17 protein-coding genes, 1 other RNA gene and 2 other annotated features are annotated in these 15855 nt (G+C 34.3%); of the genes, 14 read left to right on the forward strand and 4 right to left on the reverse strand.

The features are described from left to right. The first annotated feature begins 35 nt into the window (after nucleotides 1–35). The 11 genes from BP18_RS03965 (at nucleotide 36) to BP18_RS04015 (ending at nucleotide 8567) form a co-directional block, all read left to right on the forward strand. On the forward strand, nucleotides 36–737 hold the full coding sequence (locus tag BP18_RS03965) for a septum site-determining protein MinC (protein WP_035050359.1): 702 nt from the start codon (nucleotides 36–38) through the stop codon (nucleotides 735–737). Beyond that, nucleotides 728–1522, forward strand: a complete 795-nt coding sequence (gene minD / locus BP18_RS03970; RefSeq protein ID WP_029278490.1) for a septum site-determining protein MinD — start codon at nucleotides 728–730, stop codon at nucleotides 1520–1522. The genes BP18_RS03965 and minD overlap by 10 nt, the downstream gene beginning before the upstream one ends. A gap of 23 nt (nucleotides 1523–1545) precedes the next feature. Then, nucleotides 1546–1799, forward strand: a binding site (T-box leader). 97 nt (nucleotides 1800–1896) lie between these two features. After that, nucleotides 1897–2694, forward strand: a complete 798-nt coding sequence (locus BP18_RS03975) for an amino acid ABC transporter substrate-binding protein (RefSeq protein ID WP_029278488.1) — start codon at nucleotides 1897–1899, stop codon at nucleotides 2692–2694. A gap of 70 nt (nucleotides 2695–2764) precedes the next feature. Continuing rightward, nucleotides 2765–3568, forward strand: coding sequence for an amino acid ABC transporter substrate-binding protein (locus BP18_RS03980; protein ID WP_029278486.1), 804 nt, complete (start codon nucleotides 2765–2767; stop codon nucleotides 3566–3568). A 29-nt stretch (nucleotides 3569–3597) separates the two neighbouring features. Next, nucleotides 3598–4233, forward strand: coding sequence for an amino acid ABC transporter permease (locus tag BP18_RS03985; protein ID WP_029278483.1), 636 nt, complete (start codon nucleotides 3598–3600; stop codon nucleotides 4231–4233). Nucleotides 4234–4248: 15 nt separating this feature from the next. Next, nucleotides 4249–4926 carry an amino acid ABC transporter ATP-binding protein gene (locus tag BP18_RS03990; protein WP_007725936.1) on the forward strand — a complete coding sequence of 226 codons (678 nt, stop codon included), beginning with the start codon at nucleotides 4249–4251 and terminating at the stop codon, nucleotides 4924–4926. Between the two features lie 108 nt (nucleotides 4927–5034). Continuing rightward, nucleotides 5035–5106: a sequence feature (ribosomal protein L21 leader region), on the forward strand. 15 nt (nucleotides 5107–5121) lie between these two features. Continuing rightward, nucleotides 5122–5430, forward strand: coding sequence for a 50S ribosomal protein L21 (rplU, locus tag BP18_RS03995; RefSeq protein WP_007725935.1), 309 nt, complete (start codon nucleotides 5122–5124; stop codon nucleotides 5428–5430). 17 nt (nucleotides 5431–5447) lie between these two features. Next, nucleotides 5448–5783, forward strand: a complete 336-nt coding sequence (locus BP18_RS04000; RefSeq protein ID WP_007725930.1) for a ribosomal-processing cysteine protease Prp — start codon at nucleotides 5448–5450, stop codon at nucleotides 5781–5783. A 27-nt stretch (nucleotides 5784–5810) separates the two neighbouring features. Further along, on the forward strand, nucleotides 5811–6095 hold the full coding sequence (rpmA, locus tag BP18_RS04005) for a 50S ribosomal protein L27 (protein ID WP_023177465.1): 285 nt from the start codon (nucleotides 5811–5813) through the stop codon (nucleotides 6093–6095). Nucleotides 6096–6341: 246 nt separating this feature from the next. Beyond that, nucleotides 6342–7349 (forward strand): class I SAM-dependent methyltransferase, encoded by a 1008-nt coding sequence (locus BP18_RS04010; RefSeq protein WP_007722608.1) that lies wholly within the window; start codon nucleotides 6342–6344, stop codon nucleotides 7347–7349. Between the two features lie 27 nt (nucleotides 7350–7376). Beyond that, on the forward strand, nucleotides 7377–8567 hold the full coding sequence (locus BP18_RS04015) for an acetate kinase (RefSeq protein ID WP_029278480.1): 1191 nt from the start codon (nucleotides 7377–7379) through the stop codon (nucleotides 8565–8567). Between the two features lie 61 nt (nucleotides 8568–8628). On the opposite strand, the gene BP18_RS04020 is transcribed toward BP18_RS04015, so the two are convergent. The 4 genes from BP18_RS04020 to BP18_RS04030 form a co-directional block, all read right to left on the reverse strand. Then, nucleotides 8629–9087 (reverse strand): universal stress protein, encoded by a 459-nt coding sequence (locus BP18_RS04020; RefSeq protein ID WP_007722606.1) that lies wholly within the window; start codon nucleotides 9085–9087, stop codon nucleotides 8629–8631. A 136-nt stretch (nucleotides 9088–9223) separates the two neighbouring features. Next, entirely contained in the window at nucleotides 9224–9505 is a 282-nt protein-coding gene (locus tag BP18_RS04025; protein WP_007722605.1) for a hypothetical protein, read from the reverse strand. Between the two features lie 485 nt (nucleotides 9506–9990). Then, a non-coding RNA gene (gene ssrS, locus BP18_RS12405) (6S RNA) lies at nucleotides 9991–10178 on the reverse strand. Between the two features lie 90 nt (nucleotides 10179–10268). Further along, complete coding sequence (locus tag BP18_RS04030; protein WP_007722601.1) at nucleotides 10269–11555, reverse strand: replication-associated recombination protein A; 1287 nt, start codon at nucleotides 11553–11555, stop codon at nucleotides 10269–10271. Nucleotides 11556–11796: 241 nt separating this feature from the next. Here BP18_RS04030 and BP18_RS04035 point away from each other — a divergent pair, with 241 nt between their 5' ends. From BP18_RS04035 to gshAB, 3 genes are read left to right on the forward strand one after another with little or no spacing between them, the layout of a single operon-like run. Continuing rightward, a complete protein-coding gene (locus BP18_RS04035) occupies nucleotides 11797–12936 on the forward strand; it encodes a hypothetical protein (RefSeq protein ID WP_007722599.1) in 1140 nt (379 codons plus the stop codon). A 54-nt stretch (nucleotides 12937–12990) separates the two neighbouring features. Continuing rightward, a complete protein-coding gene (locus BP18_RS04040; protein WP_029276164.1) occupies nucleotides 12991–13521 on the forward strand; it encodes a pyrophosphohydrolase domain-containing protein in 531 nt (176 codons plus the stop codon). Beyond that, on the forward strand, nucleotides 13518–15809 hold the full coding sequence (gshAB, locus tag BP18_RS04045; protein WP_029276162.1) for a bifunctional glutamate--cysteine ligase GshA/glutathione synthetase GshB: 2292 nt from the start codon (nucleotides 13518–13520) through the stop codon (nucleotides 15807–15809). Before BP18_RS04040 ends, gshAB begins: the two co-directional genes overlap by 4 nt. Nucleotides 15810–15855 lie beyond the last annotated feature (46 nt).

Below are 15855 nucleotides of genomic sequence, written 5' to 3' on the forward strand. Positions count from 1 at the left end.
TAAGAGTAACCATTTTAGTTGAGGGAGTTGTTAAAGTGAAACAAAGTGTGACATTAAAAGGAACTAAAGACAGCTTTGTATTAAGCTTGGATGAAGCAGCTTCTTTTGTATCCATCATGAAGGAATTAAATGAATTACTTGAACATCTAAATGGTGAACAAAAAAAATCTAAAGAAGTTCAAAAAGAAATCTTTTTAGAAATAAAAACGGGAAACCGATTATTGTCTGAAGAACAGCAAGAATTATTGATTGAAGAAATTAAATTAAAAAGTACTTTTCTCATTAAAAAAATTACTTCTGACGTAGTAACTATTGAAAAGGCTATTGAATGGCAAGAAGCAGTCAGCTTACAAATGGAAGTCCAAACGATTAGAAGTGGACAAGTTTTAACAGCACCCGGCAATCTTTTGTTTGTAGGAAAGGTTCATCCTGGTGGCATGCTTCGAGCTAATGGTAGTATTTTTATTATTGGAGAATTAATGGGGATTGCTCATGCTGGATTTGAAGGAAATACAAATGCAGTGATTGTTGCAGACTTTCATACGGATGCTCAAATTAGAATTGCAGACAGTGTAGAAATTATAGAGAAAAAGAACGACCATTATGATAATGTCAGAAAAAATGAATTTGCCTATATAAATGATTTACATATTTTGGATTTTAATTCATTGGAGCAATTAAAAAGAACACGTCCAAATCTAGATAAAGTGATAGGGGGATTAAACGAATGGGTATAGCAATCGTTATTACATCCGGTAAAGGTGGAGTAGGTAAAACTACCTCTACTGCAAATATAGGTACAGCACTCGCTCTTCAAGGAAAGAGAGTTTGTCTGATCGACATGGATATTGGTCTAAGAAATTTAGATGTTATTCTTGGTTTAGAAAATCGCATTATCTATGATATTGTTGATGTAGTTGAAGGTCGTACAAAATTACATCAAGCTATTATTAAAGATAAACGCTTCAATGATAACCTTTATTTACTTCCTGCTGCACAAAATGCAGATAAAAATGATGTGAATGGTCAACAGATGATTGAAATTGTAGCTGAATTAAAAAAAGAATACGATTATATATTAATCGATTGTCCAGCGGGAATTGAACAAGGTTTCCAAAATTCAATTGCAGCAGCTGATCAAGCAATTCTTGTAACAACTCCTGAAATATCAGCTATTCGTGATGCAGATCGCATTATTGGCCTTTTAGAGCAAACAGAACTAGAACCACCACGTTTAATTATTAACCGCATTCGTAAACGAATGATGCAAGATGGAGAAGTAATGGATATTGATGAAATAACTAGACACTTATCCATTGATTTATTAGGAATCGTTTTTGATGATGATGATGTCGTCCGTTCTTCTAATAAAGGCGATCCAATTGTTTTAAATCCAAAAAACCCTGCTTCTCAAGGGTATCGTAATATTGCTCGTCGTATTTTAGGTGAAACAGTCCCTTTAATGACGTTAACAAAAGAAAAACCAACTTTTTGGCAAAAAATATTTGGCAAGCGCAAATAAATGTGCTATAGTGTTAAAAATGATTAAAAGCTTTGAAGAGAAAAAGTAAGTTTAGAAACTTTCTAGAGAGATTGCGGTGGTGGGAGCAATTAAGGAACTATACTGAAAACACATCTCTGAGCTGACAATTGAACGTAGTTTTTATTACAAGTAAATTGATTCGGGAGTACCCGTTATAGTACTAGCGTTTAGTAGTTGTGAACGCGATGAGGTAGTTTTCTGTGAAGAGACTACGAATAAAGGTGGAACCACGATATTGATATCAATCGTCCTTTGATTTTCTATTAGTAATAGAAAATCAAAGGGCTTTTTTTGTTTTTCAGGACTGCAGCTTGAAAACAATAAATAAATTAAAAAAAGGGAGAGAATATAAAATGAAAAATACAATGACAAAGGTAGTTTTAGGTTTAGGAATGGTAGGAATATTAGCAGGATGTGGAGCAGAAGAAACAGCAAAAGATTCATTCGATCAAATTAAAGAAGAAGGTACCTTAGTTGTAGGTCTAGATGACACATTTGCTCCAATGGGTTTTCGTGATAGTAATGGAGATATCGTCGGTTTCGACGTGGATTTGGCAAATGTAGTAGCTGAAAAATTGGATGTAGAAGTCGAATTTCAAGCGATTGATTGGGCTTTAAAAGAAACAGAGTTAAAAAGTGATAACATTGATGTGATATGGAATGGTTATACTATTACGGATGAAAGAAAAAAACAAGTTGATTTTAGTTCACCCTATTTAGAAAACAGTCAAATTATTATTGTTTTAGAAGATAGCGACATTCAAACTAAGGAAGATTTAAGTGGGAAAGTAGTAGCTGCCCAACAATCTTCTAGTGCAGTAGATGCTATTAATGCAGATGAGTCGAAAATAATAGAAAAATTCGCTAACCAAGAAGTTGTTCTTTATCCTTCCAATAATGATGTTTTCAATGATTTAGCTTCCGGAAGAAGTGACGCAATCGTTGTTGATGAAACGTTAGGTCGTTACTACATGAAGCAAAATGAAGAGATTAGTTATCGCGTATTAGAAGATAACTTTGGCGAAGAAGAATATGCAGTTGGTACGCGTAAAGAAGACGATAAATTAACAGAAGCTATCAATGATGCTTTAGATGAAATGAAAACTGATGGCACATTTGATGAAATCTATGCAAAATGGTTTGCTGAATAAATAGGATAGACAAGCATATTCTATCCTAAAACAATTAGCTTAATTTATAATTCTAAGGAGGAGAGAAGTAATGAAGAAATTAATGATGATATTAAGCGTGTTTGCTGCTTCCTTTCTTCTGGTAGCATGTGGTAGTACTTCGAAGACAACAACTGAAGCTAAAGATGTGTTTTTAGGTGAACCAGGGGATACTTTTATAGTGGGCTTAGATGATACGTTTGTACCAATGGGATTTCGCGACAGTAAAGGTAATTTAGTGGGACTAGATATTGATTTGGCAACAGAAGTAGCTAAACGCCTTGAGTTGACGATTGAATTTCAACCAATCGATTGGGCCATGAAAGAAACTGAATTAAACGCTGGCAATATTGATGCCATCTGGAATGGGTATTCTGTTACCCAAGAGCGTAAAGAAAAAGTGAATTTTAGTATTCCTTATACTGGTGGAGGACAAATTTTTGTTGTATTAGAAGATAGCCCGATACAAACATGGGATGATCTAAAAGGAAAAACAGTGGCTGCCCAACAGTCTTCTAGTACAGTTGATTTATTAATGAACCATGAAAGTGGAATTGTCGATACCTTTGCAAATGGAGAAATTATTCAATATCCGTCATACAATGACGTGTTTAATGACTTGGATAGCAACAGAAGTGACGCTATTGCAGTGAGTGAAATATATGCACGCTATACAATGAAACAAAAAGGTGCTCAGAAATACCGTGTTCTAGATGAAAGTTTTGCGGAGGAAGATACTGCAGTAGGGGTTAGAAAGACAGACACAGTCTTTTTAGAAAAGTTGAATGCGACTTTAACTGAAATGGAAAAAGATGGAACACTGGACGAAATAAAAAGTAAATGGATCACAGAATAAAATTAAATAAAGAAAAGAGTGGATAAATAATGGATTTAATTGCTGAGATAACCCCTAGTTTATTGGATGGATTAAAAACAACACTATTACTATTTTTAATTATCGTTGTGATAACTATTCCACTAGGATTTTTAATTGCTTGCGTAAGAGTGTATGCTCCAAAATGGTTATCGTGGATCATACAAGTTTATATCTATATTATGAGAGGGACGCCATTGCTTTTGCAATTAATGATTGTATTCTTCGGGCTGCCTCTAGTTGGCATAACATTCGACCGTTTTACAGCAGCCGTGTTCACTTTCACAATTAACTATGCAGCGTATTATGCAGAAATATTCCGTGGAGGTATTCTTTCTATTCCAAAAGGTCAATTTGAAGCCATAAAAGTATTAGGGATTGGGAAAATAAATGGATTTAGAAAAATTATTATTCCACAAGTCATGCGTGTTGTACTGCCTTCAGTAGGAAATGAAGTCATTGCACTAGTTAAAGATACTTCTCTTATTTATATTTTAGGAATCGGTGAATTATTACGAGCAGGTCAGATTGCAGCTAATACCTATGCCTCTTTAATACCTTATGCAGCGGTTGGTGCAATATATTTAATAGTAACTGGATTAGTAACCTTGTTACTAAATGCGATCGAGAAAAAGTCGAATTATTAAAGGAGATGATTGGGAATGGGATTGAAAGCAACTAATCTAACCAAACAGTTCAATGGAATAGATGTGTTAAGAAATTTTAATTTCACTATCGAAGCTGGAGAAATTGTCACGCTTGTTGGTAAATCAGGTACCGGGAAAACGACGTTAATGAGAGTCCTTAATCAACTTGAAAAAGCAGATAATGGAACGATTGCGATTGATGAAAATTATTTATGTCGTGAAACGACTGAAGATAAAACAGAATATGTTTCAAGTAAAGAACGAATGGTCTACAACAATCAAATCGGTATGGTGTTTCAAGATTATCAATTATTTCCTAATCTAACCGTCTTGAAAAATTGTATTGAAGCACCATTAGATCAAAAATTACTGACAAAAGAACAAGCAATTGAAAAAGCAGAGATGCTGTTGACACAAATGAAAATTTTAGATAAAAAAGATGTTTATCCAAGCACCTTATCAGGAGGGCAACAACAACGTGTAGCCATAGCGCGGGCTATGATGCTTAACCCTAAGATTCTTTGTTTTGACGAACCAACTTCTGCATTAGATCGTGATTCATCAAATGAGGTTGGAAAGATGATTGAATCTATTGCCTCATCAGGTACAGGTATCTTAATTGTCACGCATGATATAGAGTTTGCAGAAAAATTTGGAACAAGAGTTGTCTCTTCAGATGAATTTTTACGCTAAAAAGAATTGAAAATACACTTGTTTTGCTATTTTTAAAGATTTGGTTAAAGTATTTATTGACGAAGGACATGCAATTTGGTATGATGTTAATGTTGTAAATGTGTAGCACCACAACTACAACCGCACGGGAATGAGTTTAAGTCCTTTATGGCGCTCATGATGGCGAGTCTAAGTCTAACAAGGAGGTGCGAAAGAATGTACGCAATTATTAAAACAGGTGGAAAACAAATTAAAGTTGAAGTTGGCCAAGAAATCTACATTGAAAAATTGAATGTTGAAGCTGGTGAAACTGTAGTCTTTGAAGAAGTTGTCTTAATTGGTGGAGAAGAAACAAAAGTTGGAGCTCCAACTATTGTAGGAGCTACTGTTGAAGGTACTGTTGAAAAACATGGTCTTCAAAAGAAAGTTACGACTTTTATCTACAAACCTAAAAAACATAGTCACCGTAAACAAGGTCACCGTCAACCATATACAAAAGTTGTTATCAACGCAATTAACGCATAAGAAAGTGGTGTTCCAATATGATTCAAGCATTCTTTAAACGTAATGATAAGGAAGATATTGTTTCCTTTGAAGTTACAGGACATGCGGAGTCTGGACCCTACGGCAGTGATATAGTCTGTGCGGCTGTCTCAGCATTAGTTATAGGAACAACAAATAGCATTTCGGTTTTATCAGGTGTTTCGCCATTGGTAGAAACAAATGAAGAAGTTGAAGGCGGCTATTTATACGTTGAACTTTTAAGCGAATTGACTGAAGAACAGTTGAAAATCTCACAGATTCTTCTGGAGAGCCTTCAATTATCTTTAACAGGAATAGTTGAAGAGTATCCGAAATATGTCAAACTTGCACAATAAAAAATTATAATAGGAGGTGCAACTCATATGTTAAAAATGAATCTACAATTCTTCGCCCATAAAAAAGGTGGCGGTTCTACAACTAACGGACGCGACTCAAACTCTAAACGTTTAGGCGCTAAACGTGCAGATGGACAAACTGTTTCAGGTGGTTCAATTTTATTCCGTCAACGCGGAACTAAAATTTATCCAGGTGTTAACGTTGGAATTGGTGGAGACGATACTTTGTTTGCAAAATGTGACGGAGTTGTTCGTTTCGAACGCAAAGGCCGCGACAAAAAACAAGTTTCTGTTTATCCAGCAGCTCAATAATTTAAAATGAAAAGCTCTTCTATTCTTAGAAGAGCTTTTTTGACGGTTACGATGAAAACTTCAAAAAGAATAAAGGATATTAAAAAGCTTAAATTTGCTTTTGAAAATAAACTAAGCTCATGCTTGAAACCTTACAAGTTATTCGTTAGAATGGAAGAGTAGTGCCGTTTTAATAGATGACTCATTTCATTTCTTACATGACTAATACCAAGACGTTGTAAGAAAAAAAGAAAGAGGTTGAAATTAGTGTCTCAAAAAGAAATTGAACAGTTATTTAATCAATTGGACGCTTCAGTCCAACTTTTGCAAAAGGAATTAGATGTTTCTTATCTAGAGGCTCTTTCAGAAACTGGTGAAAATATTCTCGTTAATAAGATTCCTCATCAGATTGATGGTTTTCCTTCAGATGAAATAGTTGGAAAATTGACGCAACTATATAAAGAAGTTTCAATAGATAACATGGAATCTGAAGACATTCGAAAAGCAATTCAATTAGCTCTTTTGAAAGCTTCAAAGACAGATGCATTGCAACCCAATCACCAGATGACACCAGATGCGATTGGCTTTATTTTAAACTATCTAATTGAAAAATTAATTAGTGGAAAACTAGAGAAAATTCGGTTACTTGATCCAGCTGTTGGGATGGGAAATCTATTATCAACTGTTTATAATGGATTAGTTTCAAAAAACATTTTGGTAGAGGCAGAAGGTATCGATAACGATGATTTGCTTCTAACCCTTGCGTCAGTTAGCACAACTATGCAAAGGCAAAAAGTTACGTTGACTCATCAAGATGCGTTACAAGACTTGTTAATGGATCCTGTAGACGTTGTTGTGAGTGACTTGCCCGTTGGTTATTATCCATTGGACGAAAAAGTCAGTAAATACAAAACAGCTGCAAAAGAGGGTCATTCTTATGCGCATCATTTATTCATTGAACAAAGCTTACATTATTTGAAAGATGGCGGATTTGGAATCTTTTTAGTTCCTGCTCAGTTATTTGAGACAGATGAGACACCTGGACTGATGAAGATGATTCAAGAAGAATCGTTTTTACAAGGGATGTTAAATCTACCAAATGAGTTATTTAAGACTAAAAACTCCAGAAAATCAATTCTTTTGATCCAAAAGAAAGGGAACAATGCTAAACAAGCTAAACAAGTTTTGTTAGCACAAATTCCAGACTTTAAAAATCAAAAAGCCATGCTTCAATTTATGCAAGAAGTAGATAGTTGGAAAAAAGAAAATATTTAAAAATTTACATTAGGAGATGGAAAAAATATGCCAAAAACAATTGCAATTAATGCAGGTAGTTCAAGTTTGAAATTCACATTATATGAAATGCCAGCTGAAGAAGAAATCGCTTCAGGAATAATCGAAAGAATTGGTTTGAATAATTCAATTTTTACTACGAAATATGCCGGTGAAAAATACAAAGTGGTTGAAGATATTGCAAACCATGAAATTGCTATTCAAATGGTTTTAGATAAATTAATTGAATTAAAAGTGATTGCAAACTACGAAGAAATTACAGGAGTAGGACACCGTGTAGTAGCTGGTGGAGAATTATTTAAAGATTCTGCATTAATTACTGATGAAGTGTTAGCTCAAATCGAAGGCTTAGCTGAATTTGCTCCGTTACACAACCCAGCAAATGCTACAGGAATCAAAGCATTCAAAAAACTTCTACCAAATATTACTAGTGTAGCTGTATTTGACACATCTTTCCATACAACAATGCCTAAAGAAAATTATTTGTATAGTCTTCCAATGGAATACTATACAGACTTCGCAGCACGTAAATATGGTGCTCACGGTACTTCACATAAATATGTTTCAGAACGTGCAGCTGAAATGTTAGGCAAACCACTTGAAGACACAAAACTGATTACATGTCACTTAGGAAACGGTGGATCTATAACAGCTGTTAAAGGTGGAAAATCAATTGATACATCAATGGGATTCACTCCTTTAGCTGGAATCACAATGGGTACGCGTACTGGTGATATCGATGCATCATTATTGCCATTCTTAATGGATAAATTAAATATCACTGATATTAATGATATGATTTATATCTTAAATAACAAATCAGGTTTACTAGGTCTTTCTCATGTTTCAAGCGATATGCGTGATGTTGAAGATGAAGCTGAAAAAGGAAATGAAGATGCTCAAACATCATTAGACATTTTTTATAACCGTGTTCAAAAATACATTGGTCAATATTTTGCAATTTTAAATGGTGCTGACGCAATTGTCTTTACTGCTGGAATTGGCGAAAATTCTCCAGAAACGCGTCAAATTATTATTGATGGCATGAATTGGTTTGGTGCTGAAATTGATCCTGAAGCAAATAATGTACGTGGAAAAGAACGTATTATATCTACTCCAGAATCAAAAGTTAAAGTACTATTGATACCAACAGATGAAGAAATTATGATTGCTCGCGATGTTGAAAGATTACGCGCATAATAAAAACAACAAAAAAACAACCAAATAATTTTGGTTGTTTTTTTTGTTTGTCTAGTAAACATTAGCCTTTTTTATTGTCTAAATCTGTCCGAACGATTAATACGTCACAATTAGCATGTCGAATAACATATTCTGAAACAGATCCTATAAAGATCCGTTCTACTGCATTTAAACCAGTTGCTCCCAATAAAATCAAATCAATTTTTTGATCTTCCGGAATTTGTTTTGCAATTAACACTTTTGGAGAGCCATATTCAATTGAATAAGTAATATCTTGAACACGATGATTTTTTGCATAACGGACATATTCTTCTAAGGTGTTTTTAGCTTGTTCACTTGCTTTATCAGCCATAGCACCATCAAAGGTTGAAATGCTTTGAAACGCCCGAGTATCAATAACATGTGCAAGAACTAACGTAGCAGAGTTACGAACTGCAACTTGTACAGCCTTTTTAAAAGCTATTTCAGCCTCAGTCGAACCATCCACAGCAACTAAAATTCGATTGTATTGTTGTAACATATACATCCACTCCATTTCTCATGATAAAATAAATGAATTATTTCTTCCTAATCTCATTGTACTCTAAATGTATCCATTTTCATAGAAATACGAAAAGAGGTGGATATGATTTAAGTGAAGGGAAATACTGCTCGTTTTACATGCGCTTATTTAAACCGAAGATAAAGAAAAGCATCGTCAGCATAACAAAAAGTAAAACCGCAAAAGCTAACAAAGTCAGCTGGTAAAAAACGAGTACAAGAGAGCCAAGTCCGCCAATAAAAAAGAGTCTGCCGTAGAACTTAAAAAATGCTGCTGTTTTTGGTGTGGTTTCTTTTCCAGTACTCGTCAGAAGGACCATAGCTTTTCCAGTATAAAAAAAGTATGCTGCATAAATCAGTAACAAAGAAAAAATTAAAAATAAGATAGATAATAACATATTGAAACCTACTTTCTTTAAATTAATAGTAAAGTAAGCATACCATATTTCTTATGAGGATAAGATGAAATTTGAAGATGATGAAAATAATTTATATGAAATTGCTTTTAGAATGGGTAACTTTAAAGCCATCTAATGAACTAATTTATTCGGCTCTTAGTCAAATAGTGTGAATGCTTCTAAAAGTTCTTTCGGAATAGCCGGATTTGCTTGTAAGAGCCCTGGTACCGTCTTAAGCCTAAAGTCTTAAGAACTTTCAAGCCTCAAACACCGCTTAAACGCTAAAGCGTTAAAGCGATGTAATTCGCATTGAATACTTTACAGGGCTACAAGCAATCCTATTCCTCCAGAAGTGTTAAGCATGAACTAAATTCATCTATCCACACTAAAAAGTATAAAGCCATTTATTCATACTTAAAAATCTTAAAACCAAAGAAAAAAGCCATTCAATTAAGAATGGCTTTAAAAGTTTTAAACTTTTTAAAGAGAAATCCGATAATGCCGTTGTTATGCTCAGTTAGTATTGAACCCGCAAGTAGCAGGTGGGCTCCGCTGTCAAACTTCTAACTACCAAGTGAAAAGGCTTGTTATCCGATTGAATCAGTTTGGATCCCAAGGTAATATTAATTGTTCGGTCAACACATGTTGAGCAAGACGAACATCTCAGAAATCTTATCTTTATATTAGCATAGGCAAGTATTGTTGTCAATTAATTGACTATTAGACGCTTAAATAAAGTTGATTAGAACAACAAAGAAAACGGTTAATCTGTTTTCTTTTTTCCTTTTTTGAAATTGATAGACTCGTATTGTTTTGCTAAAGTATCTTCGTATTTCCCAGTGTGATTTGGAGAATAGTAAGAAGCTTTTTTTAGCTTATCTGGCAAATACTGTTGATTTACCCAAGCGCCAGGATAGCTATGAGGATAAAGATAATCTACGCCGCGTCCTAATTTTTTTGCGCCGCTATAATGTGAGTCCCTTAAATGATCAGGTACATCTCCACTTTTTCCAGCCCGTACATCTTGCAAAGCTGCATCAATCGCTACGTAAGACGAATTTGATTTTGGAGACAAGCATAAATCAACAACTACATTGGCTAAAGGGATTCTGGCTTCCGGAAAGCCTAATTTTTCAGCTGCTTGAACGGCGGTGACTGTTCTAGAAGCTGCAGAAGGATTAGCTAGTCCGATATCTTCGTAAGCAATAACCATTAAGCGTCTAGAAATAATCGGTAAATCGCCAGCTTCAATCAGTCTTGCTAGATAGTGCATAGCTGCATCAACATCACTACCGCGAATTGATTTTTGCAGAGCAGAGATGACATCGTAGTGAGCATCACCATCTTTATCATGTGTTAAAGCTTTTCTTTGGATACATTCTTCTGCAATGTCTAAAGTGATTGTTATAATACCTTTTTCGTCTGGAGCTGTTGATTTGATAGCTAGTTCTAAGCCATTCAAAGAACTTCTTAAATCCCCATTTGTAGCTCTAGAAAAGTGTAACAAAGCTTCATCTGTAATGGTTACTTGTTCGTTTCCAAAACCTTTTTCTGAGTCGTTCACAGCATTCCATAAAGCGTGTTGGATGTCTTCATTAGAAAGAGGTTTAAGCTCAAAAATTTGGGTACGACTACGAATGGCGGGGTTAATCGTAATATATGGATTTTCTGTAGTAGCTCCGATTAAGATGATCCGTCCGTTTTCCAAGTGTGGCAATAAAAAATCTTGCTTAGGTTTATCTAGACGATGTACTTCATCTAAAAGTAAAATAACCGTACCGCTCATTTTAGCTTCTTCCACAACAATTTGTAAATCTTTTTTTGTATCACTAGCAGCGTTTAAGACTCTAAAAGCAAATTTCGTTGTGCCAGCAATTGCACTAGCAATACTTGTTTTACCAATTCCTGGGGGACCGTATAAAATCATTGAGGAGAGCATTTTTGCTTCTACCATACGTCGAATGATCTTTCCTTTTCCAACTAAATGTTGCTGTCCGACAATATTATCGATATGAGTAGGTCTCATTCGATAAGCTAACGGTTGATTCATAAAGAGTAGCCTCCTACTAACATTCTTATTACTAGTATACCACTGTAACCATTGGGTTTCTACAAAGAGGAACGTTTGTTTGATTTGAGGGATTCGTTCATAATTGTTCATATTTGCAAATCACTCAAATTTTTGGTTTGGCTTTTCTACGATTATTTGCGATAATGTGTAAGAAGTCATTTATTTGATTAGACCTGATTAATCAAATTGATAGGAAAGTTTGAAGGAAAGGAACTTTTTAATGTCCGAAAAAAAAGAATTTAATCAAGTTGCTAGTCCATCAAAAGCTAAGAATAGAAGTCGGCCTAATTTTTTCTCGACAACTGCTAAAATTATTGTAAAAAAAATAGCGGAAAATCAAAGAAAAGAAAAAGAATTAGTGACTATACAGCAACAAGAAACAGTTGATAAACTTGTAATCGATGCTTCATATAAAGAAAAAGCGATTCTACAACAAGCTAAACAAGAAGCAGAAGATATTTTAACAGTTACATTTCAGCAGTCAGAAAAAATGTATCAAGCAGTTAAACACGATATAGAAATGGTTAAAGAAGAAGTGGAACTAAAGAAAAGACTATCCTTTGAGCACTTTGATAATGAAAGAACAGAAGCTCAAAAGCTAACTAAAAAAGCTGAAGAAGATGTTAGTGAAATGGTTGCTCTAGCTAACAAGAAAACTGAGCAAGTAGAAGAAGAACTCTCGTTAAAAAAAGCTGTTTATCAACAAGAAATAGATAGAGAGTTAGGGAAATTAATGAAAGAAAAAGAATGGTTTGAACAGTATCAACAACAAGTCCAAGAATCTATTGAAAGAAAAGAAAAGGAACTTTTTTTTGAAAGTCGAAAAAAAATAGAACAAGAACAAATAGAAAAAGCGACCTTACAAAATAAAGTAGATTACTTAAAGGCACTGAATAATAAACGAAAAATGAATTCTTATCGAATTGGCTTGGTTATTTTTGGCTGCACTGTTGTATTGAGTCTATTGTTAACTTTATTTAGGTATTCAACGCCAATAGTTCATGTTATTGGTATTTGTTTAGCTTTTATTATTGCTTGTTTAGCTTTTGTGTTAGTTTATATCAACTTAGTAGATGGAAAAACAGAGCAAAAGATTAAAGGGATTGGTTTTCAAAATGCTTCATTAATTGAAAAAAATCAAATGTTAGTTGAAACAATAGTGAATCTTGAAAAAGACATAAAAAAACTAATTGAAGAAAAAATTCAACTTGAAAGAACAAAACGTCATTCACAAGATAATAGTGAGTTTTTAAAAATTATGCAAGCAGATTTGAAACATTCTGAGATGCATCGTAGAGTATTAGAATCGGAAAATGCAGCATTGAGAAAGCATTTAGTCAGTGAAGAAATAAAGAACTAAAGAAGTTGGAACAGTGTATAAATGAAGAATTTTCACCAGAAAGAAGGCTAAAATATGACTAAATTATCTCCATTTGAACAAGTTCAAGAGTTTCATGAAGTGTTTGGTAAACGGCAAAAAAAAGAACCACAAGCGTTAACGCCAGAAGAAGCCGTTAAGCGAGCAAATTTTACAACAGAAGAACTGTTAGAATTTTTGTATGCTAGCGTAAAAGGAGATATAATACAATTCGAAGCATTGGTTTCAGAATGGAAGAATGCAACTGAAGAGTCTTTAGCTAAAATAAAAGAGCATCCTAAAAAGGTTTCAAGCCGTTTAATCGGTCAAGTAGATGCGTTAACCGATGCAAACTACTTCAATTATGGTTCATTTGTTCTTATGGGTATTGATCCTGATCCTATTTTCTCTATTGTGCATCAAGCAAATATGGGAAAAATTTTTCCAGACGGTAAACCGCGATATAGAAAACCAGATGGAAAAGTAATGAAACCAGCTAGTTGGGAAAAGGGATTTGCTCCTGAGCCGAAAATTCGAGCAGAAATTGAGCGACAAATAAATAAGTTAGATGAGGGAATAGTAAAATGAAGACTGTTAAACAACTAATACAAGAAATAGATATAAATGAAGCTTTTTATCAAGCGTTTTTTGGAATTGAAAAAGAGGGGCTAAGAGTAACCTCAAATGGACAACTTGCTTTAACAAAGCACCCGCAAGAATTTGGAAATAGAAATTTCCATCCGTATATTCAAACAGACTTTAGTGAATCTCAATTAGAATTGATTACTCCTCCATTGCCGTCCATTCAAGAGAGTTACAACTGGATGGCAGCAGTGCATGACGTTGCGCTTCAAACAATCCCTCTTGATGAATCAATTTGGCCAATCAGTATGCCAATGGTTCTACCGGATGAAGCTATTATTCCTATTGCTAAGTTGGATAAAAAAGAAGATGTTAAATATAGAGAAGTCTTGACGCACAAATACGGTAAGAAAAAACAAATGATTAGTGGAGTGCATTACAATTTTGAATTAGATGATCAGCTGATTTTGCGCTTATATGAAAATCAAACTGATTTTTCAGATAAAAATTCATTTAAATCAATGCTTTATTTGAAACTAACAAAAAATTTCTTGCGTTATCGCTGGCTTTTAACCTATTTATTGGGCGCTTCTCCTACCGTGGATGATTCTTTTTTCACAGATCAAGAAATTCCGCAAAAGTATGTTCGAAGTATCCGCAGCAGTCATTATGGGTACGTTAATCAATCTGAAGTGTCAGTTTCATTTAATTCACTTGAAGACTACGTGCACAGCTTGCAAGATATGGTTAAAAAAGGATATTTATCCGAAGAAAAAGAATTTTACTCAGCTGTTCGTTTTCGTGGAGTACATCAAGCGGAAGAATTATTGACGAAAGGTATTTCTTATCTTGAACTGCGTAGTTTTGATTTAAACCCTTTTGATCCATTTGGTATGTCAAAACAAACGATGGAATTTATTCATCTTTTTTGTTTGTACATGATTTGGATCGATGAAACTGCCACTGAAGATGAAATTAAAACTGGGGAAGAAATGAATGGTCTAACGGCAATGGAACATCCAGAAGAAACTTCTAAGTTTCAAGAAGAAGGATTACAATTGTTAGAACAAATGGAACAAATGCTTCAATCAACAAATGGTTCAAAATCAGCATATAGCTGTATTCAAGAAGCTAGAAAGCAAATGGTTGATCCTAAACGAACGATTGCTGCTCGTATGATAAGCGGTATAGAAGAAGAGGGTTCATATATCGCATTTAGTCTAGCATTAGCAAAACAGTATAAAAAAGAAGCAGTTAAGAGACCTTATAATTTAACAGGTTTTGAACAATTAGAGATGTCTACTCAACTCTTGCTATTTGATGCGTTGCAAAAAGGGATAAAAGTTGAACTATTAGATGCTCAAGATCAATTCTTGAAGTTAACCTTTAATCAACATATTGAATATGTTAAAAATGGAAATATGACATCTAAAGATTCCTATATTGCTCCACTAATTATGGAAAATAAAACTGTAACCAAAAAAATTCTTAATGCAGCAGGATTCCGTGTTCCTGCAGGCGAAGAGTACACAACTCTTGTAGATGGGATAGCAGCATTTTGGCGGTATGAACAAAAACAAATTGTTGTAAAACCTAAATCGACTAATTATGGATTAGGAATTTCTGTATTTAAACAAACACCTTCTAAAAAGGATTATGAAAGAGCGCTTGAAATAGCCTTCAAAGAAGACAGTGCTGTATTAGTTGAAGAGTATATACCTGGAACAGAATACCGTTTCTTTGTTTTAGATGGAGAAGTTCCAGCGATTTTGCTGCGGACACCAGCAAATGTTGTAGGAGATGGACAAAAGACAATTAAAGAATTAGTTGCTATCAAAAATGAAGATCCATTGCGTGGAGAAGCGAAACACCGTTCTCCGCTCGAAAGAATAGAGTTAGGCGAAATCGAACAGTTAATGTTAAAAGGACAAGGGTATACAGTAGAAAGCATTCCTGAAGCAGACAGCATTGTTTATTTGAGAGAAAATTCAAATATTAGCACAGGAGGCGACTCAATTGATGTTACAGATGAGATTGGGGAAAGCTATAAGCAAGCAGCTATCGAGATGTCTCGAATAATTGGTGCTAAAGTAAGTGGAATTGATTTGATTATTCCAGATCCAACGATTCCAAGTACCCAAGAACATTTAGGGTATACAGTGTTAGAAGCGAATTTTAACCCTGCTATGCATATGCATGCTTATGTTTACAAAGGTAAAGGTCGTCGATTAACCATGGGTATTCTAAAAATGTTATTTCCAGAACTATGGGAAATGGAAACGACTAATCAATAAATTAACTTACTCAAAATAAGTGGGTTGTTGATTAGAGCAAAAAGTG

It is taken from the genome of Carnobacterium jeotgali MS3 (assembly GCF_000745125.1).
Lineage (GTDB): Bacteria > Bacillota > Bacilli > Lactobacillales > Carnobacteriaceae > Carnobacterium_B > Carnobacterium_B jeotgali.

Bases quoted from the DNA above. Each gene is read 5' to 3' on its own strand.
- BP18_RS03980 (WP_029278486.1), top strand. From the start codon at position 2,765: ATGAAGAAATTAATGATGATATTAAGCGTGTTTGCTGCTTCCTTTCTT.
- BP18_RS04020 (WP_007722606.1), bottom strand. From the start codon at position 9,087: ATGTTACAACAATACAATCGAATTTTAGTTGCTGTGGATGGTTCGACT.
- rpmA (WP_023177465.1), top strand. From the start codon at position 5,811: ATGTTAAAAATGAATCTACAATTCTTCGCCCATAAAAAAGGTGGCGGT.
- BP18_RS03975 (WP_029278488.1), top strand. From the start codon at position 1,897: ATGAAAAATACAATGACAAAGGTAGTTTTAGGTTTAGGAATGGTAGGA.
- BP18_RS04015 (WP_029278480.1), top strand. From the start codon at position 7,377: ATGCCAAAAACAATTGCAATTAATGCAGGTAGTTCAAGTTTGAAATTC.
- gshAB (WP_029276162.1), top strand. From the start codon at position 13,518: ATGAAGACTGTTAAACAACTAATACAAGAAATAGATATAAATGAAGCT.
- BP18_RS04035 (WP_007722599.1), top strand. From the start codon at position 11,797: ATGTCCGAAAAAAAAGAATTTAATCAAGTTGCTAGTCCATCAAAAGCT.
- rplU (WP_007725935.1), top strand. From the start codon at position 5,122: ATGTACGCAATTATTAAAACAGGTGGAAAACAAATTAAAGTTGAAGTT.
- BP18_RS03990 (WP_007725936.1), top strand. From the start codon at position 4,249: ATGGGATTGAAAGCAACTAATCTAACCAAACAGTTCAATGGAATAGAT.
- minD (WP_029278490.1), top strand. From the start codon at position 728: ATGGGTATAGCAATCGTTATTACATCCGGTAAAGGTGGAGTAGGTAAA.
- BP18_RS04040 (WP_029276164.1), top strand. From the start codon at position 12,991: ATGACTAAATTATCTCCATTTGAACAAGTTCAAGAGTTTCATGAAGTG.
- BP18_RS04000 (WP_007725930.1), top strand. From the start codon at position 5,448: ATGATTCAAGCATTCTTTAAACGTAATGATAAGGAAGATATTGTTTCC.
- BP18_RS03985 (WP_029278483.1), top strand. From the start codon at position 3,598: ATGGATTTAATTGCTGAGATAACCCCTAGTTTATTGGATGGATTAAAA.
- BP18_RS04030 (WP_007722601.1), bottom strand. From the start codon at position 11,555: ATGAATCAACCGTTAGCTTATCGAATGAGACCTACTCATATCGATAAT.
- BP18_RS04025 (WP_007722605.1), bottom strand. From the start codon at position 9,505: ATGTTATTATCTATCTTATTTTTAATTTTTTCTTTGTTACTGATTTAT.